At 69.9% G+C, this 17839-nt stretch carries 21 protein-coding genes, 1 pseudogene and 1 riboswitch; of the genes and pseudogenes, 16 read left to right on the top strand and 6 right to left on the bottom strand.

The genetic code is table 11. The features are described from left to right. Window positions 1-88 precede the first annotated feature (88 nt). Together SSP08S_RS49100 and SSP08S_RS49095 are read left to right on the top strand one after the other, a co-directional pair. The gene (locus SSP08S_RS49100) at window positions 89-1054 is read left to right on the top strand and encodes a FecCD family ABC transporter permease (protein WP_026179484.1); all 966 of its coding nucleotides are present in this window, start codon (window positions 89-91) and stop codon (window positions 1052-1054) included. Between the two features lie 4 nt (window positions 1055-1058). Further along, window positions 1059-1883 (top strand): ABC transporter ATP-binding protein, encoded by an 825-nt coding sequence (locus SSP08S_RS49095; protein ID WP_019075017.1) that lies wholly within the window; start codon window positions 1059-1061, stop codon window positions 1881-1883. A gap of 9 nt (window positions 1884-1892) precedes the next feature. Here SSP08S_RS49095 and SSP08S_RS49090 read toward each other — a convergent pair whose 3' ends face one another. Beyond that, the gene (locus SSP08S_RS49090) at window positions 1893-2504 is read right to left on the bottom strand and encodes a DJ-1/PfpI family protein (protein WP_019075016.1); all 612 of its coding nucleotides are present in this window, start codon (window positions 2502-2504) and stop codon (window positions 1893-1895) included. A 105-nt stretch (window positions 2505-2609) separates the two neighbouring features. Here SSP08S_RS49090 and SSP08S_RS49085 point away from each other — a divergent pair, with 105 nt between their 5' ends. The 3 genes from SSP08S_RS49085 to SSP08S_RS49075 all read left to right on the top strand — a co-directional run bounded on the left by SSP08S_RS49085 (window position 2610) and on the right by SSP08S_RS49075 (window position 3998). Beyond that, a complete protein-coding gene (locus SSP08S_RS49085) occupies window positions 2610-3170 on the top strand; it encodes a DUF5134 domain-containing protein (RefSeq protein WP_019075015.1) in 561 nt (186 codons plus the stop codon). A 333-nt stretch (window positions 3171-3503) separates the two neighbouring features. After that, complete coding sequence (locus tag SSP08S_RS49080; RefSeq protein ID WP_019075014.1) at window positions 3504-3719, top strand: hypothetical protein; 216 nt, start codon at window positions 3504-3506, stop codon at window positions 3717-3719. Window positions 3720-3722: 3 nt separating this feature from the next. Beyond that, a complete protein-coding gene (locus SSP08S_RS49075; protein ID WP_158697332.1) occupies window positions 3723-3998 on the top strand; it encodes a hypothetical protein in 276 nt (91 codons plus the stop codon). A gap of 11 nt (window positions 3999-4009) precedes the next feature. Here the strand turns inward: SSP08S_RS49075 and SSP08S_RS49070 are convergent, their stop codons facing one another. After that, a complete protein-coding gene (locus tag SSP08S_RS49070) occupies window positions 4010-4417 on the bottom strand; it encodes a four-helix bundle copper-binding protein (protein ID WP_019075012.1) in 408 nt (135 codons plus the stop codon). 166 nt (window positions 4418-4583) lie between these two features. On the opposite strand from SSP08S_RS49070, the gene SSP08S_RS49065 reads away from it, so the two are divergent. From SSP08S_RS49065 to SSP08S_RS49050, 4 genes are all read left to right on the top strand, one after another. After that, window positions 4584-5384 carry a hypothetical protein gene (locus tag SSP08S_RS49065; RefSeq protein WP_019075011.1) on the top strand — a complete coding sequence of 267 codons (801 nt, stop codon included), beginning with the start codon at window positions 4584-4586 and terminating at the stop codon, window positions 5382-5384. Between the two features lie 169 nt (window positions 5385-5553). Further along, complete coding sequence (locus SSP08S_RS49060) at window positions 5554-6207, top strand: superoxide dismutase family protein (protein WP_043260365.1); 654 nt, start codon at window positions 5554-5556, stop codon at window positions 6205-6207. Next, window positions 6186-6773: a copper resistance CopC family protein gene (locus SSP08S_RS49055; RefSeq protein ID WP_019075009.1), complete on the top strand. Its 588-nt coding sequence runs from the start codon at window positions 6186-6188 to the stop codon at window positions 6771-6773. Before SSP08S_RS49060 ends, SSP08S_RS49055 begins: the two co-directional genes overlap by 22 nt. Window positions 6774-7050: 277 nt before the next feature. Then, window positions 7051-8514, top strand: coding sequence for a PepSY-associated TM helix domain-containing protein (locus SSP08S_RS49050; protein ID WP_019075008.1), 1464 nt, complete (start codon window positions 7051-7053; stop codon window positions 8512-8514). A gap of 48 nt (window positions 8515-8562) precedes the next feature. Here the strand turns inward: SSP08S_RS49050 and SSP08S_RS62260 are convergent, their stop codons facing one another. From SSP08S_RS62260 to SSP08S_RS49040, 3 genes are all read right to left on the bottom strand, one after another. After that, on the bottom strand, window positions 8563-8802 hold the full coding sequence (locus SSP08S_RS62260) for a hypothetical protein (protein WP_158697331.1): 240 nt from the start codon (window positions 8800-8802) through the stop codon (window positions 8563-8565). Window positions 8803-9086: 284 nt separating this feature from the next. Further along, on the bottom strand, window positions 9087-9803 hold the full coding sequence (locus SSP08S_RS49045) for a DUF5134 domain-containing protein (protein ID WP_245608116.1): 717 nt from the start codon (window positions 9801-9803) through the stop codon (window positions 9087-9089). A 239-nt stretch (window positions 9804-10042) separates the two neighbouring features. After that, entirely contained in the window at window positions 10043-10408 is a 366-nt protein-coding gene (locus tag SSP08S_RS49040) for an ArsR/SmtB family transcription factor (protein ID WP_019075006.1), read from the bottom strand. Between the two features lie 81 nt (window positions 10409-10489). After that, a riboswitch (cobalamin riboswitch) is annotated at window positions 10490-10718 on the top strand. Window positions 10719-10754: 36 nt separating this feature from the next. On the opposite strand from SSP08S_RS49040, the gene nicT reads away from it, so the two are divergent. From nicT to SSP08S_RS64690, 7 genes and pseudogenes are all read left to right on the top strand, one after another. Further along, window positions 10755-11882 (top strand): Nickel transporter NicT, encoded by a 1128-nt coding sequence (nicT, locus tag SSP08S_RS49035; protein WP_019075005.1) that lies wholly within the window; start codon window positions 10755-10757, stop codon window positions 11880-11882. Between the two features lie 150 nt (window positions 11883-12032). Beyond that, window positions 12033-12656, top strand: a complete 624-nt coding sequence (locus SSP08S_RS49030) for a hypothetical protein (RefSeq protein ID WP_245608115.1) — start codon at window positions 12033-12035, stop codon at window positions 12654-12656. A gap of 39 nt (window positions 12657-12695) precedes the next feature. Next, entirely contained in the window at window positions 12696-13454 is a 759-nt protein-coding gene (locus tag SSP08S_RS49025) for a YcnI family protein (protein WP_019075003.1), read from the top strand. 402 nt (window positions 13455-13856) lie between these two features. Next, window positions 13857-14492 carry a hypothetical protein gene (locus SSP08S_RS49020; protein WP_026179481.1) on the top strand — a complete coding sequence of 212 codons (636 nt, stop codon included), beginning with the start codon at window positions 13857-13859 and terminating at the stop codon, window positions 14490-14492. Between the two features lie 155 nt (window positions 14493-14647). Then, on the top strand, window positions 14648-15265 hold the full coding sequence (locus SSP08S_RS49015; protein WP_019075001.1) for a sigma-70 family RNA polymerase sigma factor: 618 nt from the start codon (window positions 14648-14650) through the stop codon (window positions 15263-15265). Window positions 15266-15360: 95 nt separating this feature from the next. After that, window positions 15361-15513 (top strand): annotated as a pseudogene (locus SSP08S_RS62755) (iron chelate uptake ABC transporter family permease subunit); the annotation flags it as partial. Between the two features lie 190 nt (window positions 15514-15703). After that, entirely contained in the window at window positions 15704-15925 is a 222-nt protein-coding gene (locus tag SSP08S_RS64690) for an ATP-binding cassette domain-containing protein (RefSeq protein WP_019074999.1), read from the top strand. Between the two features lie 116 nt (window positions 15926-16041). Here SSP08S_RS64690 and SSP08S_RS49000 read toward each other — a convergent pair whose 3' ends face one another. Next, the gene (locus SSP08S_RS49000) at window positions 16042-16257 is read right to left on the bottom strand and encodes a heavy-metal-associated domain-containing protein (RefSeq protein WP_019074998.1); all 216 of its coding nucleotides are present in this window, start codon (window positions 16255-16257) and stop codon (window positions 16042-16044) included. Window positions 16258-17839: the final 1582 nt, after the last annotated feature.

Raw genomic sequence — 17839 nt, 5'->3', positions numbered from 1 at the left:
CCCTCCACCCGGACGCCTTCTGAGCCGACCCGGCCGGCTGAAGATCACCCTCGCGTTCACCCTGCTGCCCGTCGCCCTGACCGCCACGATGATCGTGGCGATCAGCATCGGCGCGGTCACCATCCCGCTCGGTGACGTGTGGGCGATCGTCCTGCACCACGTCACCGGCGCGGGGAAGCCACCGAGTGATCCGGCGCTCGACCAGATCGTCTGGAACTTCCGCACGCCCCGGGTGGTGTTGGCCGCCCTGGTCGGCGCGGCCCTGGCCGTGTCGGGCGCGGTGCTGCAGACCGTGGTGTCCAACCCGCTGGCCGACCCCATCGTGCTGGGCTTCTCCTACGGCGCCACGCTCGGCGCGGTCCTCGTCATCACCCTGGGCGGCGGTGCCGCGCTGGCCGGGCTCGGGGTGTCGGCGGCGGCCTTCATCGGCGCGGTGGTGGCGGGCGCGCTGGTCTTCGCCCTCGGACAGCGACAAGGCCGACTCGCGCCGACCCGGCTGGTGTTGGCGGGGGTCGCCGTCGGCTATGTCTTCCTCTCGGCGACCAGTTTCGTCCAACTCCAGGCGACGCCCACCGAGTTGCGCACGGTCATGTTCTGGATGCTGGGCAGCGTGGCCGGCGCCCAGTGGGACCAACTCCCCACGGTCACGGTGGTCGTGCTGGTCACCACCGCGCTCCTGACGCTCTTCGGGCGGCGGCTCAACGTCCTGTTGGCAGGCGACGAGTCCGCCACCGCGCTCGGCGTCGACGTCAACCGGCTGCGCGCCGTACTCCTGGTGCTCAGCGCGCTGCTGACCGGAACCGTCATTGCCGTCGCCGGCAGCATCGGCTTCGTCGGCCTGATGATCCCTCACCTCGTCCGCCTCACCACCGGCGCCGACCACCGCCGACTCCTGCCCCTGACAGCCCTGTTGGGCTCGGTCTACCTGGTCCTCGTCGACCTGCTCTCCCGCACCCTCAACCGCCCCAACGAACTGCCGCTCGGCATCCTCACCGCCCTCCTCGGCGCCCCCTTCTTCCTGTGGCTGCTGCGCCACAACAAGGGTCTGGACTGAAGCCATGAGACTCACCGTCGACCAGCTCCGCATCACCCTGGACCGCAGGCCGATCCTGCACGGCGTGAGCCTTGAGGCCCGCAAGGGCGACATCGTCGGCCTGGTCGGCCCCAACGGCAGCGGCAAATCAACCCTGTTGCGCGCCGTCTACCGTTCGCTCCGCCCTGCGGACGGAGTGGTCAGGGTCGGCGAGGACGACGTGTGGACGCTGTCCGCCCGTGCCGCGGCCCGCCGTACGGCCGCGGTCCTCCAGGACGCCACCGGCAACACCACCGGCCTGACCGTCGCGGAGATCGTCGCCCTGGGCCGCGCCCCGCACCACGGCCTGCTGGGACGCGACGGAGCCGAGGACCACCGGGCCGTACAGGAGGCCATCGACCACTGCGGCGTACGACCGTACGAAGACCGTGACTACGCCTCTCTGTCCGGCGGGGAACGCCAACGCGTCCTGCTGGCAAGGGCGTTGGCACAGAGCGCCCAACTCCTCGTCCTGGACGAACTCACCAACCACCTCGACATCCGCGCCCGGTTCGAGCTGCTGGACCTGATCCGCGCCACCGGGATCACCACGCTGGCGGTCCTGCACGACCTCGACCTAGCCGCCCGCCTCTGCGACCACCTCGTCGTCCTGCACGAGGGGGCCGTGGTGGCCGCCGGGCCGGTACTGGACGTGCTGACCCCGGGGATCCTCAGGGAGGTCTTCGGCGTACGGGCGAGCGCGGAGCGGCACGCCGACGGCGTCATCCGCATCACCTACGACGCCCAGCCGCTCGCCCGCGACGAGTTGGAGGTGGCCGACCCCGCTGACGCCGAGACCGCCGCCCGCTGACCCCCTCGGTCAGGCCCCGGAATCCGCCACGGGCTCCGGGGCCTCATACTGGATCCCGGCCCGGGTCAGCTCACTCGCCTCGGCCCCGCCGTAGCGTGCGACCAGATGCAGAGCCATGTCGATGCCGGCGGACACCCCGGCGCTGGTGACGATGTCGCCGTCGTCCACATACCGCTCCCGCGTCCGTACGTCGACCGACGGGTCGATCTTCGCGAGCCTGTCGAGGTAGTCCCGGTGCGTGGTCGCCGGGCGGTCCGCCAGCAGACCGGCGGCGGCGAGCACCAGCGAGCCGGTGCACACGCTCGCCAGCACGGTGCCCTGCGTATGAAGGTGCCGCAGCCACTCCAGGTGCGCCGGGTCCTTGACCAGGGCGCGCGTGCCGGTGCCGCCGGGGTGGACGAGGATGTCGAACGCCGGCACGTCGGTCGCGGTGTGGTCGGCGACGAGCCCCAGCCCCTTTGAACCGCGCACCACTCCGGCCTCCGGTCCAACGGCCAGCATGCGCACGGGATGTGACGCGATGTGGGACGCCCAGAATCCGAGCACCTCCCACGGGCCGACCACGTCGAGTTCCTCGACATCGTCGAACAGCAGCACACCGATGGTCAGAGTGTCGCTCACGCCCCCACCCTAGCCTCCACCGCGACGGCCGACCGGGGTTCCTTGGCGGTGGCTTCGGGCAGCCTCAACACGTCCTGCTTTCCCGGCCGGTGAAGGAGGACTGCCGTGGACCTCGGACTGATCGCATGGGTGGCCGCGGGCATGGCGCTCGCGATGGGCGCCTCCGAGCTGCCTCGCCTCGCGGGTCACCGCGCCTTCTCACGGTCCGGCGTGGCGGCCGACGTACTGATGAGCGCGTGCATGGCCGCGATGGTGTGCCCCGCGACCGTGGGCGTGTTCATCGCGGTGGGCTGGTGGCCGGTCGTGTTCGTGCTCGCGGGAGTTGCGTGCGCGGCGGCCGGAGCGCGTCAGGCCGTGCGCCCGGACCACCGGCACGGGGGAGCGCACTGGTTCCAGCACGCGGTGGCCTGCGGAGCCATGGTGTGCATGGTGTTGGCCATGCGGTCCGCGAATCCGGTCCACGCGCACCCGGGCATGACGATGGCCAGGACGGTCTCCGGATGGGCGATCGCCTGCGCCGCCCTGGCGCTCTACTTCATCCTGTCCATGGCCGTCATCCTGTGGCGGCAGGTGGTCTCGGACGCATCGTCGCGCGCAGAGGCTGTTCCGGTGGCCCGCATCGCCATGGCGGGCATCACCGCCGTGATGCTCCTGACGATGGTGTGAACAGCCGTGTGACGGTGGTGGTGACGCGGCCTCAGGCGGCCTGCTGCTCGGTGACTGCGCAACCGGCCTCCCTGCGTCCGCACCACCCCTCGTCAGCGAATCAAATGACACCCCCTCATGTAGTCGTAGAGGAAGCGGAGTTGATTCCCGAGACGCGCGATGAAACGGAAGCATCGGGAGTGAACAGGCGCATGGCGGCACAGGACCGAGCCTCCGGCCCTCTGCGCGCGGGCGCGTCGCGTCGTGCGCCCGGGGGTATGCCCAGGGCTGTACCGGGCCCCAGGTAATCGACACGCCTTCGGCCGCCCGAATCCCCCCGAAAGGCAGTGCACGATGAGCGACATCAACGGCCTGGAACCGCTGGCGACCTTCTGCGGGAACTGCAACTGCGGCTGTCCGCAACTCTTCGTCGACCCGAGCGCGTCCGCGGAGCGCCGCGTCCTGCTCACCGACGACTTCGGCCAGCGCGTCCAGATGAGCGTCGAGCAGTTCGCGTCTCTGGTGGAGGAGGCGAAGGCCGGCAAGCTGGACGGCATAGCCATCGCCTGACCGATGGCACGCACTCGGCGGAACGGGCCGCACGCGGTGTGGCCCTGGGACCAGCAACCAAGCAGGGGCAGGACAGCGAGCGACGGCTCGGCGTGGCTGCTGCCCGCCACCACCGTTGCGGTGCTGGCCGGAGGCTACGGCTGGTTGGGCGAGGTGATTGCGGGCATCGTCGGTGCCGTCATCGGCTGCCTGTTCGGCCTCGTGGTCAGCGGGCTGCTGTACCTGCTGGTGGAGCGGGCGGTGTCCGGGCGCCCGCCGTCACCACCCTCGCGGGACTGACCTCACGGGCTTCAGGTACGTACGGCTGTGAGTACGTCCCTGCAGGCGTCGGCGGCGTGGCCGGTGGCCTCGGCGCAGATACGGCAGTGCTCGTGGTGCTCGGCGTGTCCGCCGCACAGGTCGTGGCTGCGCTGACAGGCGATGAGACAGACTTCGACCTGGGCGGTGAGCAGCGCCGGGTCGTGGCTGCTGTGGCGGGTCAGGATCCGGCGGGTCGTGGCGGTGACGTCGGCGCAGTCCAGGTCCTGGTCGATGGCCGTGCGCAGCCCGTCGGCGTCCTTCTCGGCGAGCATGCCCGTCGCGCATGCGGTGACGGCTGTCTCGCAGGCGGCGAGTACGTCGATGGCCTCGGCCAGCACCTCGCCGCCGAGGATGCTCTCGCTGGTGACACTTTCGATGAGTTCACGGGTGCGGATCATGACAACCCCAAGGATGAGGGAAAAGCGGGGTGTACTCCGCCGACGCTAGTACCGCTCGTGCCGTTGTGAAAGAGACGAACTCCGAGGTGTGAACTCCCAGGTGTGAACGCAGGGTTGCTCCCGCCCGTAAGGAACCAAGAAGCCCATCGGTTCGAGGAGTTGTGCGATGCCCCGGAGGTGCCGCGGCGGCGGAACACGCCGGGGGACCCGCACGGCGTGGACCGCGGAGAGCGTCGGCACTCTGCGTCCGCTGCGGGCGGCCGTCTTCGCGGCTGTCTGCGTGGTGACCACGGCACTGGGGCACGCCGTGATGTCCGGTGATCTCCCGCCGTGGTGGACGCTGGTCCTGGCGTTCACCGGGACGGCGACGGGCGCCTGGTGGCTGACCGGCCGCGAACGCGGTGCCGCAACTGTGGTCGGGGCGACGGCCGTTGCTCAGGGGCTGCTGCACCTGCTGTTCGACGCGGCCCACTCGCTCGTCGGCGTGCCGGCGACGGAAGCGGCTCCTGGCATGGACCACGGGATGGGGTTCTCCCCTTCCGGCATGGTGATGGACATGGGCCACTCGGGTTCGGGCATGGTGATGCAGGGCGCCGGGACAAAGGGCACGGCGGGCATGCTGCCGCTGGAGTCCGTCATGGCGCGGCACGGCTCCACCGGGATGTTCCTGGCCCATCTGCTGGCCGCTGTCGTATGCGGACTCTGGCTCTGGCGCGGTGAGACGGCGGCCTACCGGCTCGGCCGAGCCCTGGCCGTGGCGCTGTTCGCGCCGCTTCGGCGTGTCCGTCGCATGCTGGCGCGCACGGTGCGCGAAGTCCGCAACCTCACGGGTCGAACCGCGGTGGGCGCGGCGGAAGTTCAGCCGACGGTCTCCGCCGTACTGAAACACGCCGTCATCCGCAGAGGGCCACCCAGGACCGGTTCGGCGCTCCCGCGCCTGTCACCCGGCCCGTTGCTGTTCGCCTGATGCCCTGAACTCCCTTGTGGTTTCCCGGCGTTGGTCAGGGCCGGTTCATTCCCTGGATCGGCGTACGCGCTTGCGTATGCCGGCTCCTCCACCCGGCCCGGAGCACGCCCGCCTGCCTGTGCGCAGCGACGGCGCATGCTCTCCGCTCCGCTGATCGATCGGGAATCCCATGCACCACAACAGACTTGTCCGCGCATCCACGTCGGGCGACGCGCTGACGCCCCGAACCACCCACCGCAGGAACCGACTTACCGCTTGCGCTGCCCTGGTAGCTGCCGCGACGGCCCTCGCCACCGGCTGCGGAGGCCATACGGCCGACCACACCTCCGCCAAGACCGCGTCGTCCGCCTCGTCCTCCGCCCACGGCATGGACGGGATGTCCGGCATGGCGATGGGGGACCCCTCGGCCACGCCCGCCTACAAGATCTCCGGCGCGAGCGTGGTGAAGGGCACCTTCAAGATGCTCGACACCCGCCCGCCGGGCATGGACAACGTCAAGGGCACGGCCTGGCTGGCCCAGGGCTCCAAGGGCACCACGGTCACCGTCTCCCTGACCGGCCTCAAGCCCGGCCACGTCTACATGGCGCACCTGCACGCCCAGCACTGCTCCGCCGACAACGGAGGGGAGCACTTCCAGTTCGAGAAGGGCGGCCCGGCCATGCCCCCGAACGAGATCCACCTCATGTTCACCGCCGACAAGTCGGGTACGGGCATGACGACGGTCAACAACTCCCGCAAGACCGGCAAGGGCGCGGTCGCAATCGTGATCCACCCCAACGAGGCACAGGACAACCGGATCGCATGCGCCGACTTCGACTTCTGAAAGCGACGGCCGCGCCGCTCGGCTGGGCGGGTGTACTGCTACTCCTGTGCGGCACACCCGCGTACGCCCACACCGCGCTGAAGGACGCGGCACCAGCCCCCGGCGCCAAGGTCGGTGCCGGAACCAGCGTGGTCCGGCTGACCTTCAACAACCTGACGGTCGGCATCGCGCCGAACATCAGCATGGTCGGACCCGACGGCCACGCCATACCGGTGGGACAACCGGTCGTCACCGACACCACCACGGCCTGCGCCGCCGTCTCCCCGCTGCCCGCGGGGATCATCACGCTCACGTACTCGATCACGGCGGGCGACGGCGACGCCCAGACCAACTCCTTCCAGTTCGAGGCCGTCGACGGCACCAAGCCCGCCGACACCCCTTCCCTCTGCGCGCACTTGAGCCTGCCGGCCCCCGACACGGGGACGTCCGACACCTTCCTCGGCCTCGGCCGCACCACGGGGGTGACCGTCCTGGCGGGTGGCGCCGCCGTGGTGGCGGGCGGAGGATTCCTCACCGTCCGCGGCCTGCGCCGCCGGAGAGTCCTGGAGGAGAGCGGCACCGGGTGAGGTGAGGCCCGCCCTTGGGGCGCCGGGCCGGAGAGGGGGTCTCCGGCCCGGTTCGACGCATCCCCTCGCGCGGCCCGCTGTCAGAGGAAATGGGCGTCCACGCCGCCGAATTCACGGAGCGGGCGGGAACTCAAAGGCCCGCCCATCCGACTGTTTCAACGCAGCGGCCGAATGCGGGCCGTGGAGCGATGCCGCGGGGACTCACATCGAGCGGGCGTCGATTCCTGCACGGATCCCGGTGCCTCGCGCACCGCCGACACCGCACGAGGTGGGATTGATGTCCGTCAACTCCGATACCCCCGGCCTGTCCGAACCAGGCGGAGCGATCAAAGAGCAACCAGCGGCAGCGCCGATCACGACCGTCACCGAGACCGCTGCCCCGGGCCGTCGGCAGGGCGGCTTCGGCGCGCTGCTGTTGCGGCTGCACTTCTACGCCGGCGTCCTGGTGGCGCCGTTCCTGCTCGTCGCGGCCGTGACCGGCCTGCTCTACACGTTCACGCCCCAGCTGGACTCGTTCGTCTACGGCAAGGAGCTGCACGTCTCCCACGCCGGTGGCAGTGTCCTGCCCCTGTCGGAGCAGGTGGCCGCCGCACGGGCGGAACACCCGACGGGGACCCTGACCGCCGTACGCCCCGGCAGCGGCGACGACACCACCCAGGTGGACTTCGCCCTGCCCCAACTCGGGGAGAAGGCGCACACCGTCTACGTCGACCCGTACACGGGCAAGGTGCGCGGGCAGTTGACCACCTGGTATGCCGACACGCCCGTCAAGACATGGTTGGACGCCTTCCACCGCAACCTGCACCTTGGAACGGTCGGCCGGTACTACTCCGAGATCGCCGCGAGCTGGCTGTGGGTCCTCGTCCTCGGTGGCCTGATCCTGTGGTGGCGCCGTCAGCGCGGCAACCGGAGCGCGCGGCGTCTGCTCCTGCCGGAACGGGGCACGAAGAAGGGCGTACGGCGCACACGCAACTGGCACGCCGTGACCGGCGTGTGGCTCGCCATCGGTCTGCTGGGTCTCTCCGCCACTGGTCTGACCTGGTCCCGCTACGCCGGCGCGAACTTCGGCGAGGCCCTGGACGCGCTGCGCTCCGGCACGCCCGGGGTGTCCACCACCCTGACCGAGGCGAAGGGTTCCGCCGCCGCGAAGAGCGTCGACCCGAGCGAGATCGACGGTGTGCTCAAAGCGGCCCGGGGCGACGGTCTGAGCGGCACGGTGGAGATAGCCGTACCGGCGGACGGCACCACCGCATGGACCGTGACGCAGACCCGCAACCTGTGGCCGGTCGGCCGGGACAGCGTCGCCGTCGACGCCTCGACCGACACCGTCGTCGACCGGGTGAACTTCGCCGACTGGCCGGTGCTGTCCAAACTGACCCGCTGGGGCATCAACGCCCACATGGGCACCCTGTTCGGCATCTCCAACCAGATCGCACTGGCCCTCCTGACCATCGGCCTGATCTCCGTCATCCTCTGGGGCTACCGCATGTGGTGGCAGCGCCGCCCCACCCGCGCCGACCGCCGCGCCCTCCTCGGCACCCCGCCCGCCCGGGGCGCCTGGCGCGGCCTGCCCTCCCGGACCGTGGCGATCGGCATCGTCGTGGTGGCCGCGGTCGGCTGGGTGATCCCGCTTTTCGGCATCCCGCTGGCCATCTTCCTGGTCGTCGACCTCGCCGTCGGCGCCAACCGGAGCCGCCGTACGCCCACTTCGCCGACGACCGCGACCACCTCCGGAAGCTGACCGGCACGACCGGGACGAGCCCCGGTCGACCTCCCCGGAGGCGGCAGATCAGGTGACGGAGCTGCTGCCGCCTCCAGGCGTCCGTACCGTCGTGGAGCGGCCGAGCAGCGCCGGCCCGGCAGGGCGACGACCACGCGGACCCGACACCGCCCGGCTGACGAGCAGATGCAGCAAGGCGCTCGTCGAAAGTCCCACGAAGCCACCGAACAGCGCCCCCGCTGTGCCTCCGGCGAAGAACCCCAGCCAGGCATACCCACTGGCGAGCAGCCCCGTGGTCAGCACCGACAAGGACCACGCCTCGTTCAGAAGCCGACGTGCAGTGCGTAGTCTCCGGGCTTCGGTGGCGGGGTGCTCCCAGGGCCAAGCCCCGTCCGCAACGGTCCTGGACGTCCCGAGTACCTCGGACATTGTCCCACCCCTCTTGGACGCCACGTGCTCCGCCCGCCGTCCCTACGGCTGTGGGCGCGCCTTCGACTCCTCCCCGCCCGGAGCCGACGAAAACTACGGAAGCGCGGGACGGAGACGAGAGGTCCATACCGCTCTCCCTCTCCACATGCCGGCGCCGTGTGACGTCACACGAGCAGGGCGAACATGACGGCCATCCCCAACGCCATCGCGGCATGGCACGCCGGGGACAGGGCCCCGCCCTGGCTTACCGCCTCCAACGCGGCCCCGCCGTCCGGCTGTTCACGTTCTGAGACGGTGCCTCTTTCCCTGGTCCGGTCGAGAGCATGGGTCAGCCAGGACAGACCAAGACCCCCAAGGACCACCGCGAACAGCGCCGCCGTCACTTGTGGCACTGTCCCGGTCAGGCTCATGGCGGCCAGACCGGAACTGCCCGACATGTCCATTCCCGCCATGTCATGCGCACCGGCCGCCTCCGTGTGCCCGGACATACCGCCTGAGGACTCCATCGCCGCCACCATCCAGGCCATGGCGCCCATCATCAATCCGTGCGGAAGGGCGGCGAGAACCGCTCGGCGCCTTGTACGGCCACCGGTCCGGAAGGGGGCCGCCGCCAGGAACCACAACCCGCCCACCGAGAACAACACCACCTGCGGAAGCGCCGCCAGGTCCATGCCCCAGGGCCAGGCCATGGCGATCATCAGCACCCCCATCGCCGCGTGCCACAAGTGATCCGCCCGCTCGGCCAGTCCCGTGGCGGGCAGAACCATCCGCCACACCCCGTACAGGACCGGCACGGCGAACATCAGGCTCAGGATCCAGCGCAGTCCGCTCGCGGCGATCACGAAACCCCCAACTCCGGGACGCCGTGAGGCATCCGTCATCCGATTCACGACGGGGTCGCATCAGCAGGGGAGAGGTCAAGAGCGCGGTCGCTGACCTGCTGGATGGACGCAACAGGAGTCGGGGCGGCACAGGAGTGAGTTCCCAAGGCGCGGTGTGAGTACGGTCACTTGGGCGTCGGGTCGCGAGCGCACCACGAAGCGGACCGCGGCCGACCGTCCGTACGACCTGCACGGCGGCTCGATGAACGGGTGGTCGGCGCGGGTCAGTTGAAGACGACTCAGGCCGCAGGCTCCGGCGGAAGCGAGGAGTCCAGCAGCGCCGCCATACCGGGATCGGTCAACCGGTAACGGACGACACGCCCGTCCTTGTCAGCGGTGACGGTGCCCGAGGCCCGCAGCAGGCGCAGGATCTGGGAGACGGACGTGTCGCTGATTCCCGTGGCCAGCGCCAGATCCGATACGGCGATCGGCCCGGCCCGGTGCACGGCCAGCAGCACGGACAGCCTGTTCGGCTCGCCCAGCAGGGAGAAACGGGCGGCCCACTCGTTGACGCGGGCGGCATCGCCGATGCCCTCGATGGCCTCGCAGACCGTGTGCTCATCGATCGCACGGCGATGCGCGCGACTCTCCGGAACCAGATGCATGCCCCCATCCTCGCCCCTGCCCCTGTGTGAAGTGCAACACCTGCGCAATTGCGCAGACTTGTGGATGACCATGTGTCACACCTAGCCTGATCCGGCCGTGGTGTTCGGGAAGACCGGTGCACTGTGTCCGATCAGGTTCGGGCACGGGAGTCCGGAGCGGCCCTCGCCACTGTGATCGGGAAGTCTCCGCACCATCCCCGCTCCCACCCGGGACCGGGCGGCCACTGGGCGCATGTCGCGCCCGGGAAGGCCGGGCGGCGCAGACGTTCGACCCGTCAGCCAGGAGACCGGCCACGGCACCGCACGACGACCCCGTCCACGAGGTGCTGGAGAGGCTGCCCCGAACATGACCTTGCCCGAAAACCCGTCCCCGCCGACCACCGCAACCGGGACACCGGCCGCGCAGCCGCTGCGCTGGGAACGCCGGGACTGGCTCCGCACCGGCGCTCTGCTCGCCGTCATCGCGGCCCTGCATGTCGTGGCCTTCATGATCCTGATCGCGATGGTCGCCCCGAACCACTACACCGTCGGCCATCAGGTCTTCGGCGTGGGACTCGGCATCACCGCCTACACCCTCGGCATGCGGCACGCCTTCGACGCCGACCACATCGCGGCCATCGACAACACCACCCGCAAGCTCATGGCCGACGGCAAGCGACCGGTGTCGGTCGGCTTCTGGTTCGCGCTGGGCCACTCGACGATCGTGGTCGCGATGGCCTCGCTCATCGCGGCCGGCGCCAAGGTGACCGGCACGCTGCTCAACGAGGACTCCGACTCCCGTGTGACGCTCGGCCTGATCGGCACCACCGTCTCCGGCACCTTTCTCTACCTGATCGCGGCCCTCAACCTGGTCGCCCTCACCGGGATCTACCGGGTCTTCAAGGCCATGCGCGCAGGCCAGTTCGACGAGCACGAGCTGGAGAAGCACCTCGCCAACCGCGGCTTCATGAACCGGATCCTGGGCCGGCTGACGAGGTCCATCACGCGGCCGGGTCAGATGTACCCCGTCGGCGTCCTGTTCGGCCTGGGCTTCGACACCGCCACCGAGGTCGCCCTGATGGTCATGGCCGGCTCCGGCGCAGCGGCCGGACTGCCCTGGTACGCGATCCTGTGCCTGCCCCTGCTGTTCGCGGCGGGCATGAGCCTGTTCGACACCCTCGACGGCTGCTTCATGAACTTCGCCTACCACTGGGCGTTCTCCAACCCGGTCCGCAAGGTCTACTACAACCTCACCATCACCGGCTTGTCCATCGCGGTCGCCTTCATCATCGGCACGATCGAACTCGTCAGCGTCCTGCACGACAACCTCGGCCTTCACGACGGCATCACCGACTGGATCTCCGGCATCGACCTCGACAACGTCGGCTACATCATCGTCGGCCTCTTCGTCGCCGTATGGGCCTGCGCCATCGCCTACTGGCGCCTGGCCAACGTCGAACACCGCTGGAACGCGAGGACCGCCAACGCGGACTGACGCCTCGAATGCGGGGCCGTCGGGGGCTCCGCCCGCCCGCGCGTCCGCCCGCATCGAATTCATCGGCCGAGCCGGGAACTGAACGGGACCCGCATCCGACTCGTAAGGAAGACGAAGGGCTGACCAGGTAGTACGTGGACGGTGATGCGCATGCGCGGGCAAGGGGAGAGATCCTCGAACCGCACGGCCGCACCGGCGAACGTGAGCGCGTCCCCAGCGGTACGGAGCTTGCGCGCGGCGGTGTTCGCCGTGCTGTGCGTGCTGCTGGCCGCCGGGGGACACGCGCTGGCCATGGGCGAGGCGCCACCGGTGTGGGTACAGGTCGCCGCAGTCCTGCCGATCTCCGCGATCGGCTGTCTGCTGGGCGGTCGGGAGCGCTCGTTGGTCGGCATCGGCGGCGCGACGCTGGCGGCCCAGGGCGGTCTGCACCTCGCCTTCGACGCCGCTCGCCCTCGCACTGCGATGGCCATGCCCGGCATGTCCATGAACCACGCGCACGCGATGACACCGCACGCCACCGCCGCCCACGTCGGAGCGGCCCTCGTGCTCACCTGGTGGCTGCGGCGCGGTGAGGCCGCGCTGTGGTCACTGCTGCGCTGGGCGGTCAAGTTCCTGCCGGGGCTTGCCGCTTGGTGGCAGGCAGCGCGAGGGACGCGGGGCGGGGCGAACGTGCCGCGCCCGACGGCACGGCCCGCCGGTGTGACCCGGCAGGTGCGGCTGCGGTACGCCGTTCACCGGCGCGGACCGCCGACGGGGATGTCGTACGTGAACTGAACCCGACATCCCTTCACCAGTACGGAGATCCACTCAGTCATGTCCGCGAATCGAACCACCACCCTGCGCCGCGCAGGCACCGTCGCCGCCCTCGCCACCGCCGGAGTCCTGGCCGCCGCCGGGGCCGCCTCCGCGCACGTCACCGTCCACCCCGAGAGCTACGCCAAGGGCGCCACGGACGGAGTCATCACCTTCCGCGTCCCCAACGAGGAGGACAAGGCCAGCACCACCAAGGTCCAGGTCTATCTGCCCACCGACCACCCCGTCCTCGGTGTCCTCGTCTCCCCGCAGGACGGCTGGACCGCGAAGGTCACGAGCACCAAGTTGAAGACCCCGATCAAGACCGACGACGGCACCATCACCGACGCCGTTTCCGAGATCACCTGGACGGGTGGCAAGGTCGACCCGGGTCACTACGAGGACTTCAACGTCGCCTTCGGCCAACTGCCCGACGACACCGACCAGTTGGCTTTCAAGGCGTTGCAGACCTACTCCGACGGCAACGTCGTCCGCTGGATCGAGGAGTCCACGGGCGGCGAGGAGCCGGAGAACCCGGCGCCGGTCCTCAAGCTCACCGCGAAGGGCGCGGACGCCGAGGGGAGCAGTACCTCTGCTGCCTCGGCGACGGCCTCCAAGAGTTCCGACAACAGTGCCGCAACTTCCAAGTCAACCGCGTCCGACAACGACTCCACGGCCCGCGGGCTCGGCATCGCCGGACTGATCGTGGGTGTGCTGGGGCTGGCGGCGGGAGCGTTCGCCGTGGTGCGCAGTCGCTCCGCCGGGTCCCGGGCCGAGTGACGCGGGTTGCTCTGCCGGTGGAGACCCGTCGGCAGAACAGCAGCTCATCCAGGCGGCAAGCGTCCCTCGCGTGAAGCGCGCCATCAGTCCGCGCGAGTTCCGACCTATTCCGTACGGCGGAGGCAAGGAACTCTCCGCGGGTGTAGGCCGCCCGCGCAGTTCGACGGCTCGGGCGAGGAGTTCCCGTGTCTGGAGTATGGCGTCCACCAGCAGGCGGACGGAAGGTGCTGTTGCCCCGGCCAGCGCCATAGGCCCTCTCTCTGGAAAGAGTCGGTCGGGATTCCCATTGAGTTCCAGCCTGTTGTTATGGCCTGGGTCACATGCTGTGGATTGAGTGTGGTCGGCTATGGGTTTGCTCACCATCACGTGACAGGCGATGCCCCGGTGCCAGGATGAGGCGCCATGAGGCCAGGGTGGTGTTCTCGCGCGTTACGGTCTGCGGTGTTCGCGGCCGTCTGCGTGGTGCTCGCTTCCCTCGGTCACGTCATGATGTCCGGGAACGACGTGCCCGCGTGTGCACTGGCCGCCGGGCTCGTCGCTGCCGGTGCCACGGGCTGGTGCCTGACGGGCCGTGAGCGCGGGCTACCGCTGATCGTGACGGTCGTGCTCGCCACCCAGGCGGTGCTCCACTCGGCGTTCTCGCTCGCCCAGTCGGCGTCGGGTTCAACGGCCGCCACGAACATGAACATGGGCTCGATGCGGACGGGCTCCATGGACATGGGGCACATGGACACCATGCCCACGGCGGGCTCGTCGGCCGGTGACACGCCCTCGACCGGCATGCTCCTCGCTCACTTGCTCGCCGCGCTGCTGTGCGGGCTCTGGCTGGCCCATGGCGAGAAGGCCGCGTTCCGCATCCTGCGCGCCATGGCCGGTCGGCTGCTGTCTCCGCTACGACTGCTGCTCGCCCTACCCGTGCCTCCGAACCGACCGCGCCTTCGCGCGCGCCGCCTCTCGTCGGACCGGGCGCCGCGTCGTCTCCTCCTGGTCCACGCGATCACCTCTCGGGGGCCGCCTCCGCGGACCGCTGTCGTCTGAGGACAGCCGGTATCCCGAGGCGGCCCGTGAGGCGTGCCCCGGCCCACGGCCGTACGTCCGCGCAAGCGCCGTAGGGCTGTCTCACCCCACTCACCGGACCGCCCGCGATTCCGCGTGCCTCGGTCCGGATCACGGATGACCGAGAAGGACTCCAGGTGATCACTCCTGCCCTGCCCGCTGCGCGCGGCAAAGGCGATACGAAGTCGGCATCTCCCGACGAGGCGATCACCGCGTGGGCGCTGGCCGCACGGAGCGGTGACGCGGACGCGGTCGAGCACTTCGTCCGGGCCCTGCAACGCGACGTCCAGCGGTACGTGGCCCATCTCTGCGGCGATCCACAGGCCGCTGACGACCTGACACAGGACACCTTCCTGCGCGCGCTCGGCAGCCTGCATCGCTTCGAGGGCCGCTCCTCGGCGCGCACCTGGCTGCTGTCGATCGCCCGCCGGGCCGTCATCGACAGCTACCGGTACGCCGCCGCCAGACCCCGCCTGTCCGACGTACCGGACTGGCAGCTGGCGATCGAGCTGGCTCAGCCGATCGACCTGCCCGGCTTCGACGACGGCGTGGCGCTGCTCGACCTGCTGGCCTCGCTGCCGGACGAGCGCCGCGAAGCCTTCATCCTCACCCAGATGCTGGGCCTGCCCTACGCGGAGGCGGCCGAGGCGAGCGACTGCCCGATCGGCACGGTCCGCTCCCGCGTGGCACGTGCCCGGGCCACCTTGACCGACCTGCTGGCCGAGGAGGACGAACCCGCCGTTGCGGCGATCTGAGTAATTGACCCTGTAAACATCCGAGTTGGGAGTGGGATGGTGATGCAGGGTGCGGGGGGTTCGCCGACGAGCCGGTACGTCGGCATCCGGTTTGCTACCGCCGACCGCTGCCCCTCTCCGGGCTCCTCGGAGCCGTGCTGATGGAGATCGACATCGTCTGCCGTACGGCGATGGACGCGAGGGAGTTGCCCGTTGGCGTGGTGACCTCGCTGCTCGGTGTCCCGGCTCCGCTGTGTTGTCGGACGTAGGCGTGGCGGGTGCGCACCTGACGGTGGCCGAGGGCGGGACCACCGGCCTGGTCGGCCCGGCATGTGGCACCTCTGCCGCAAAGGCGGGAGAGTGACTTCGAGTTGACCGTGCGAGGCCGTCGCGGCGGGGCGCATCCCGCACGGGCCAGCCTTCGCGGTCGAGGACGCCACTTCACGGCCCTGCCCGGTGATGAACGCCAACAGCGTGCTGCTGACCCGGGCGTTCGCGCAGCACCCGGACGTCCTGGTCCTGGACGAGCCGACCAACCACCTCGACATCCGCCACCAGGCCGGGCTGCTCGCGCTCGCCTCCGGAGGGCTGTGCGAGGTGCTCACCCATGCCCTGATGGCAGTTGCGTTCGACGCGCGGACGGCTGTGATCGACCGCCCGCTCACCGGTGATCGCCCTTGACCATCAGGCGCCCCCTGACGCGGAGTTGACCGAGGCGCTGGAGACCGGCGTGTGAGCCGGGACGGGCAGGACGACGGGTGGTGTCGTCCTGCCCGGACGCCGGCTCGGCCGGTCGGTCAGGCGGCGACCGAGTCGGCGACGGAGTACCCGGCCTCGACGATGGCCGCGCGAAGCCGCGCGTCGTCGAGGTCCGTGCCGTGCACGGTGACGGAGTTCGCGGCGATGTCGACCATGACCTCGCTCACGCCCGCCACCTCGGACACCTCTTCTCTGACACTCGCCGCGCAGTGTTCGCAGGTCATGCCGGTGACGTTGTACTGCTTCTGGGTCATGAGGAACTCCCGGTTCCTTGAGGGCTTTTGATGGGATACGCACCCGTGAGTGCGCGTGTTCAGGCAGGGACCATCGGTGCAGTAGTCGGCCGAGCGGAGCCCGGAGTTCCCGGCGGTGGTCCGTGGGTTCCGGCGTCGAGCGCGGGGAAGGATTCCTCCACAGCGTGAGCCAGGCGTGGGAGGGGGACGGTCGGATGGCATATCTCCGGCACCAACTCCCCTACAGGAGCCAGCCCGTGTGGCCCTGGGATCCCCGGCCCGGCAGGACCTGGCGCATCCGGACGCGGATCAATGGGGGAGCCTGGCCCTTGCTCGCGGCCACGGTCGCCGTACTCGTCGGCGGATAAGGCTGGTTGGGCTTCGTGCCCGGTGAAGTCCCCGGCACCCTGGTCGGTTGTGCTGCCGAGCTGGTGTCGAGCGTGGCGCTGTACGCCCTGACGGTGATGGGCCGGGTCGGCGGGGTTGGCGTGGGTGATTTGGTGGATGCGCTCCAGCCGGTACGTCAGCGCGTGCACGCCCAGCGAGAGGCCGCTTCCGCGCGTGGCTGTAGCAGTCGCTTCTCTCTGGGAGTCGTTTCGCGCTGACTCGGGAGTCATTCGGTGACCCATTTGAAGGTCAGCAGCGATGAGATTCGATGCCGCGTGGATGTGCGGTAGTCGGGTGTGGAACGTGTTGTACGTGCGGTTGGTCTGCGGGTTGCGTCGGCATGATGCCTGAACGATGGACGCGGCAGATCACACTGAGCTGGTCACCGTGCCGGCGCGTACTGTGGTGGCAGCTCATCTCGCGTTCATTGGTGGGTGGTGTGCCGGGAAGTCTGGTCGGCGACGTATCTGTCGCGCCCGGAAGGCTTGCCGTGCCGCTCCCGCTCCGCCATCGTGATCGGACTGTCGTCCGGCTTCGGGGAGAGCTGACCTCCAGCAGAGCGCCCCGCGTCCGGAGGAAACTCCTGAGGGTCTTCCTCGGGTTCCCAGTGGGAAGCAGACCTCGGCAAGGGCACCTGCCCCGCCCCGGAGGTGCGCGGTGTTGCCGGCTTCCGCAGCCGTCGGGCGCCGGTCCGGAACACGCTCCTCCATCGCCCATGCCCCGCCCCACAGCCCGCGTGTTCTTCGCACGCTGGGCTTACAGCGCCTCCTGGACGCACCACTTCTGCCCACCCCGTAACTTTGCAACGAGACAAGAGCCTGGCGATGTCATCCCCAAACGGTCCCTCCTCTTCGCCGCCTTCCACCCCGCAGGAGCTTGCGGTCCAGGAAGTTATCACCTGCTTCGACGCCTATACCCGTGTCCGTGCGGCGCGTGACAGTGTCCTTACCGCATCCCGGGTCGGCCCGCGAGAGGAAGAACGCGCCTTCGGCGATCTGCAGCGGGCCATCTCGCGGCTCCGCACTATTTCCCGGCCCCAGTAGGGGGTGGCCGTCGCGTTCCGGGACCCTGCGTCGGGTCCGGCAGAGCAGACCGCGGGTGCAGCAGTAAAGGATCTCCACCGGTCGCAGATCCACGATGACGCGGACACCGTGCCGGGCGGTCACAGCGTCGGTATGCGCATGGATCTCAGTGATGTTGCTCAGGGCGATGACTG

This window comes from Streptomyces hokutonensis (assembly GCF_000376565.1).
Classification (GTDB): Bacteria; Actinomycetota; Actinomycetes; order Streptomycetales; family Streptomycetaceae; genus Streptomyces; species Streptomyces hokutonensis.
The sequence above is the reverse complement of the archived record's forward strand: the minus strand, read 5'-3'. Positions and strand labels throughout refer to the sequence as shown.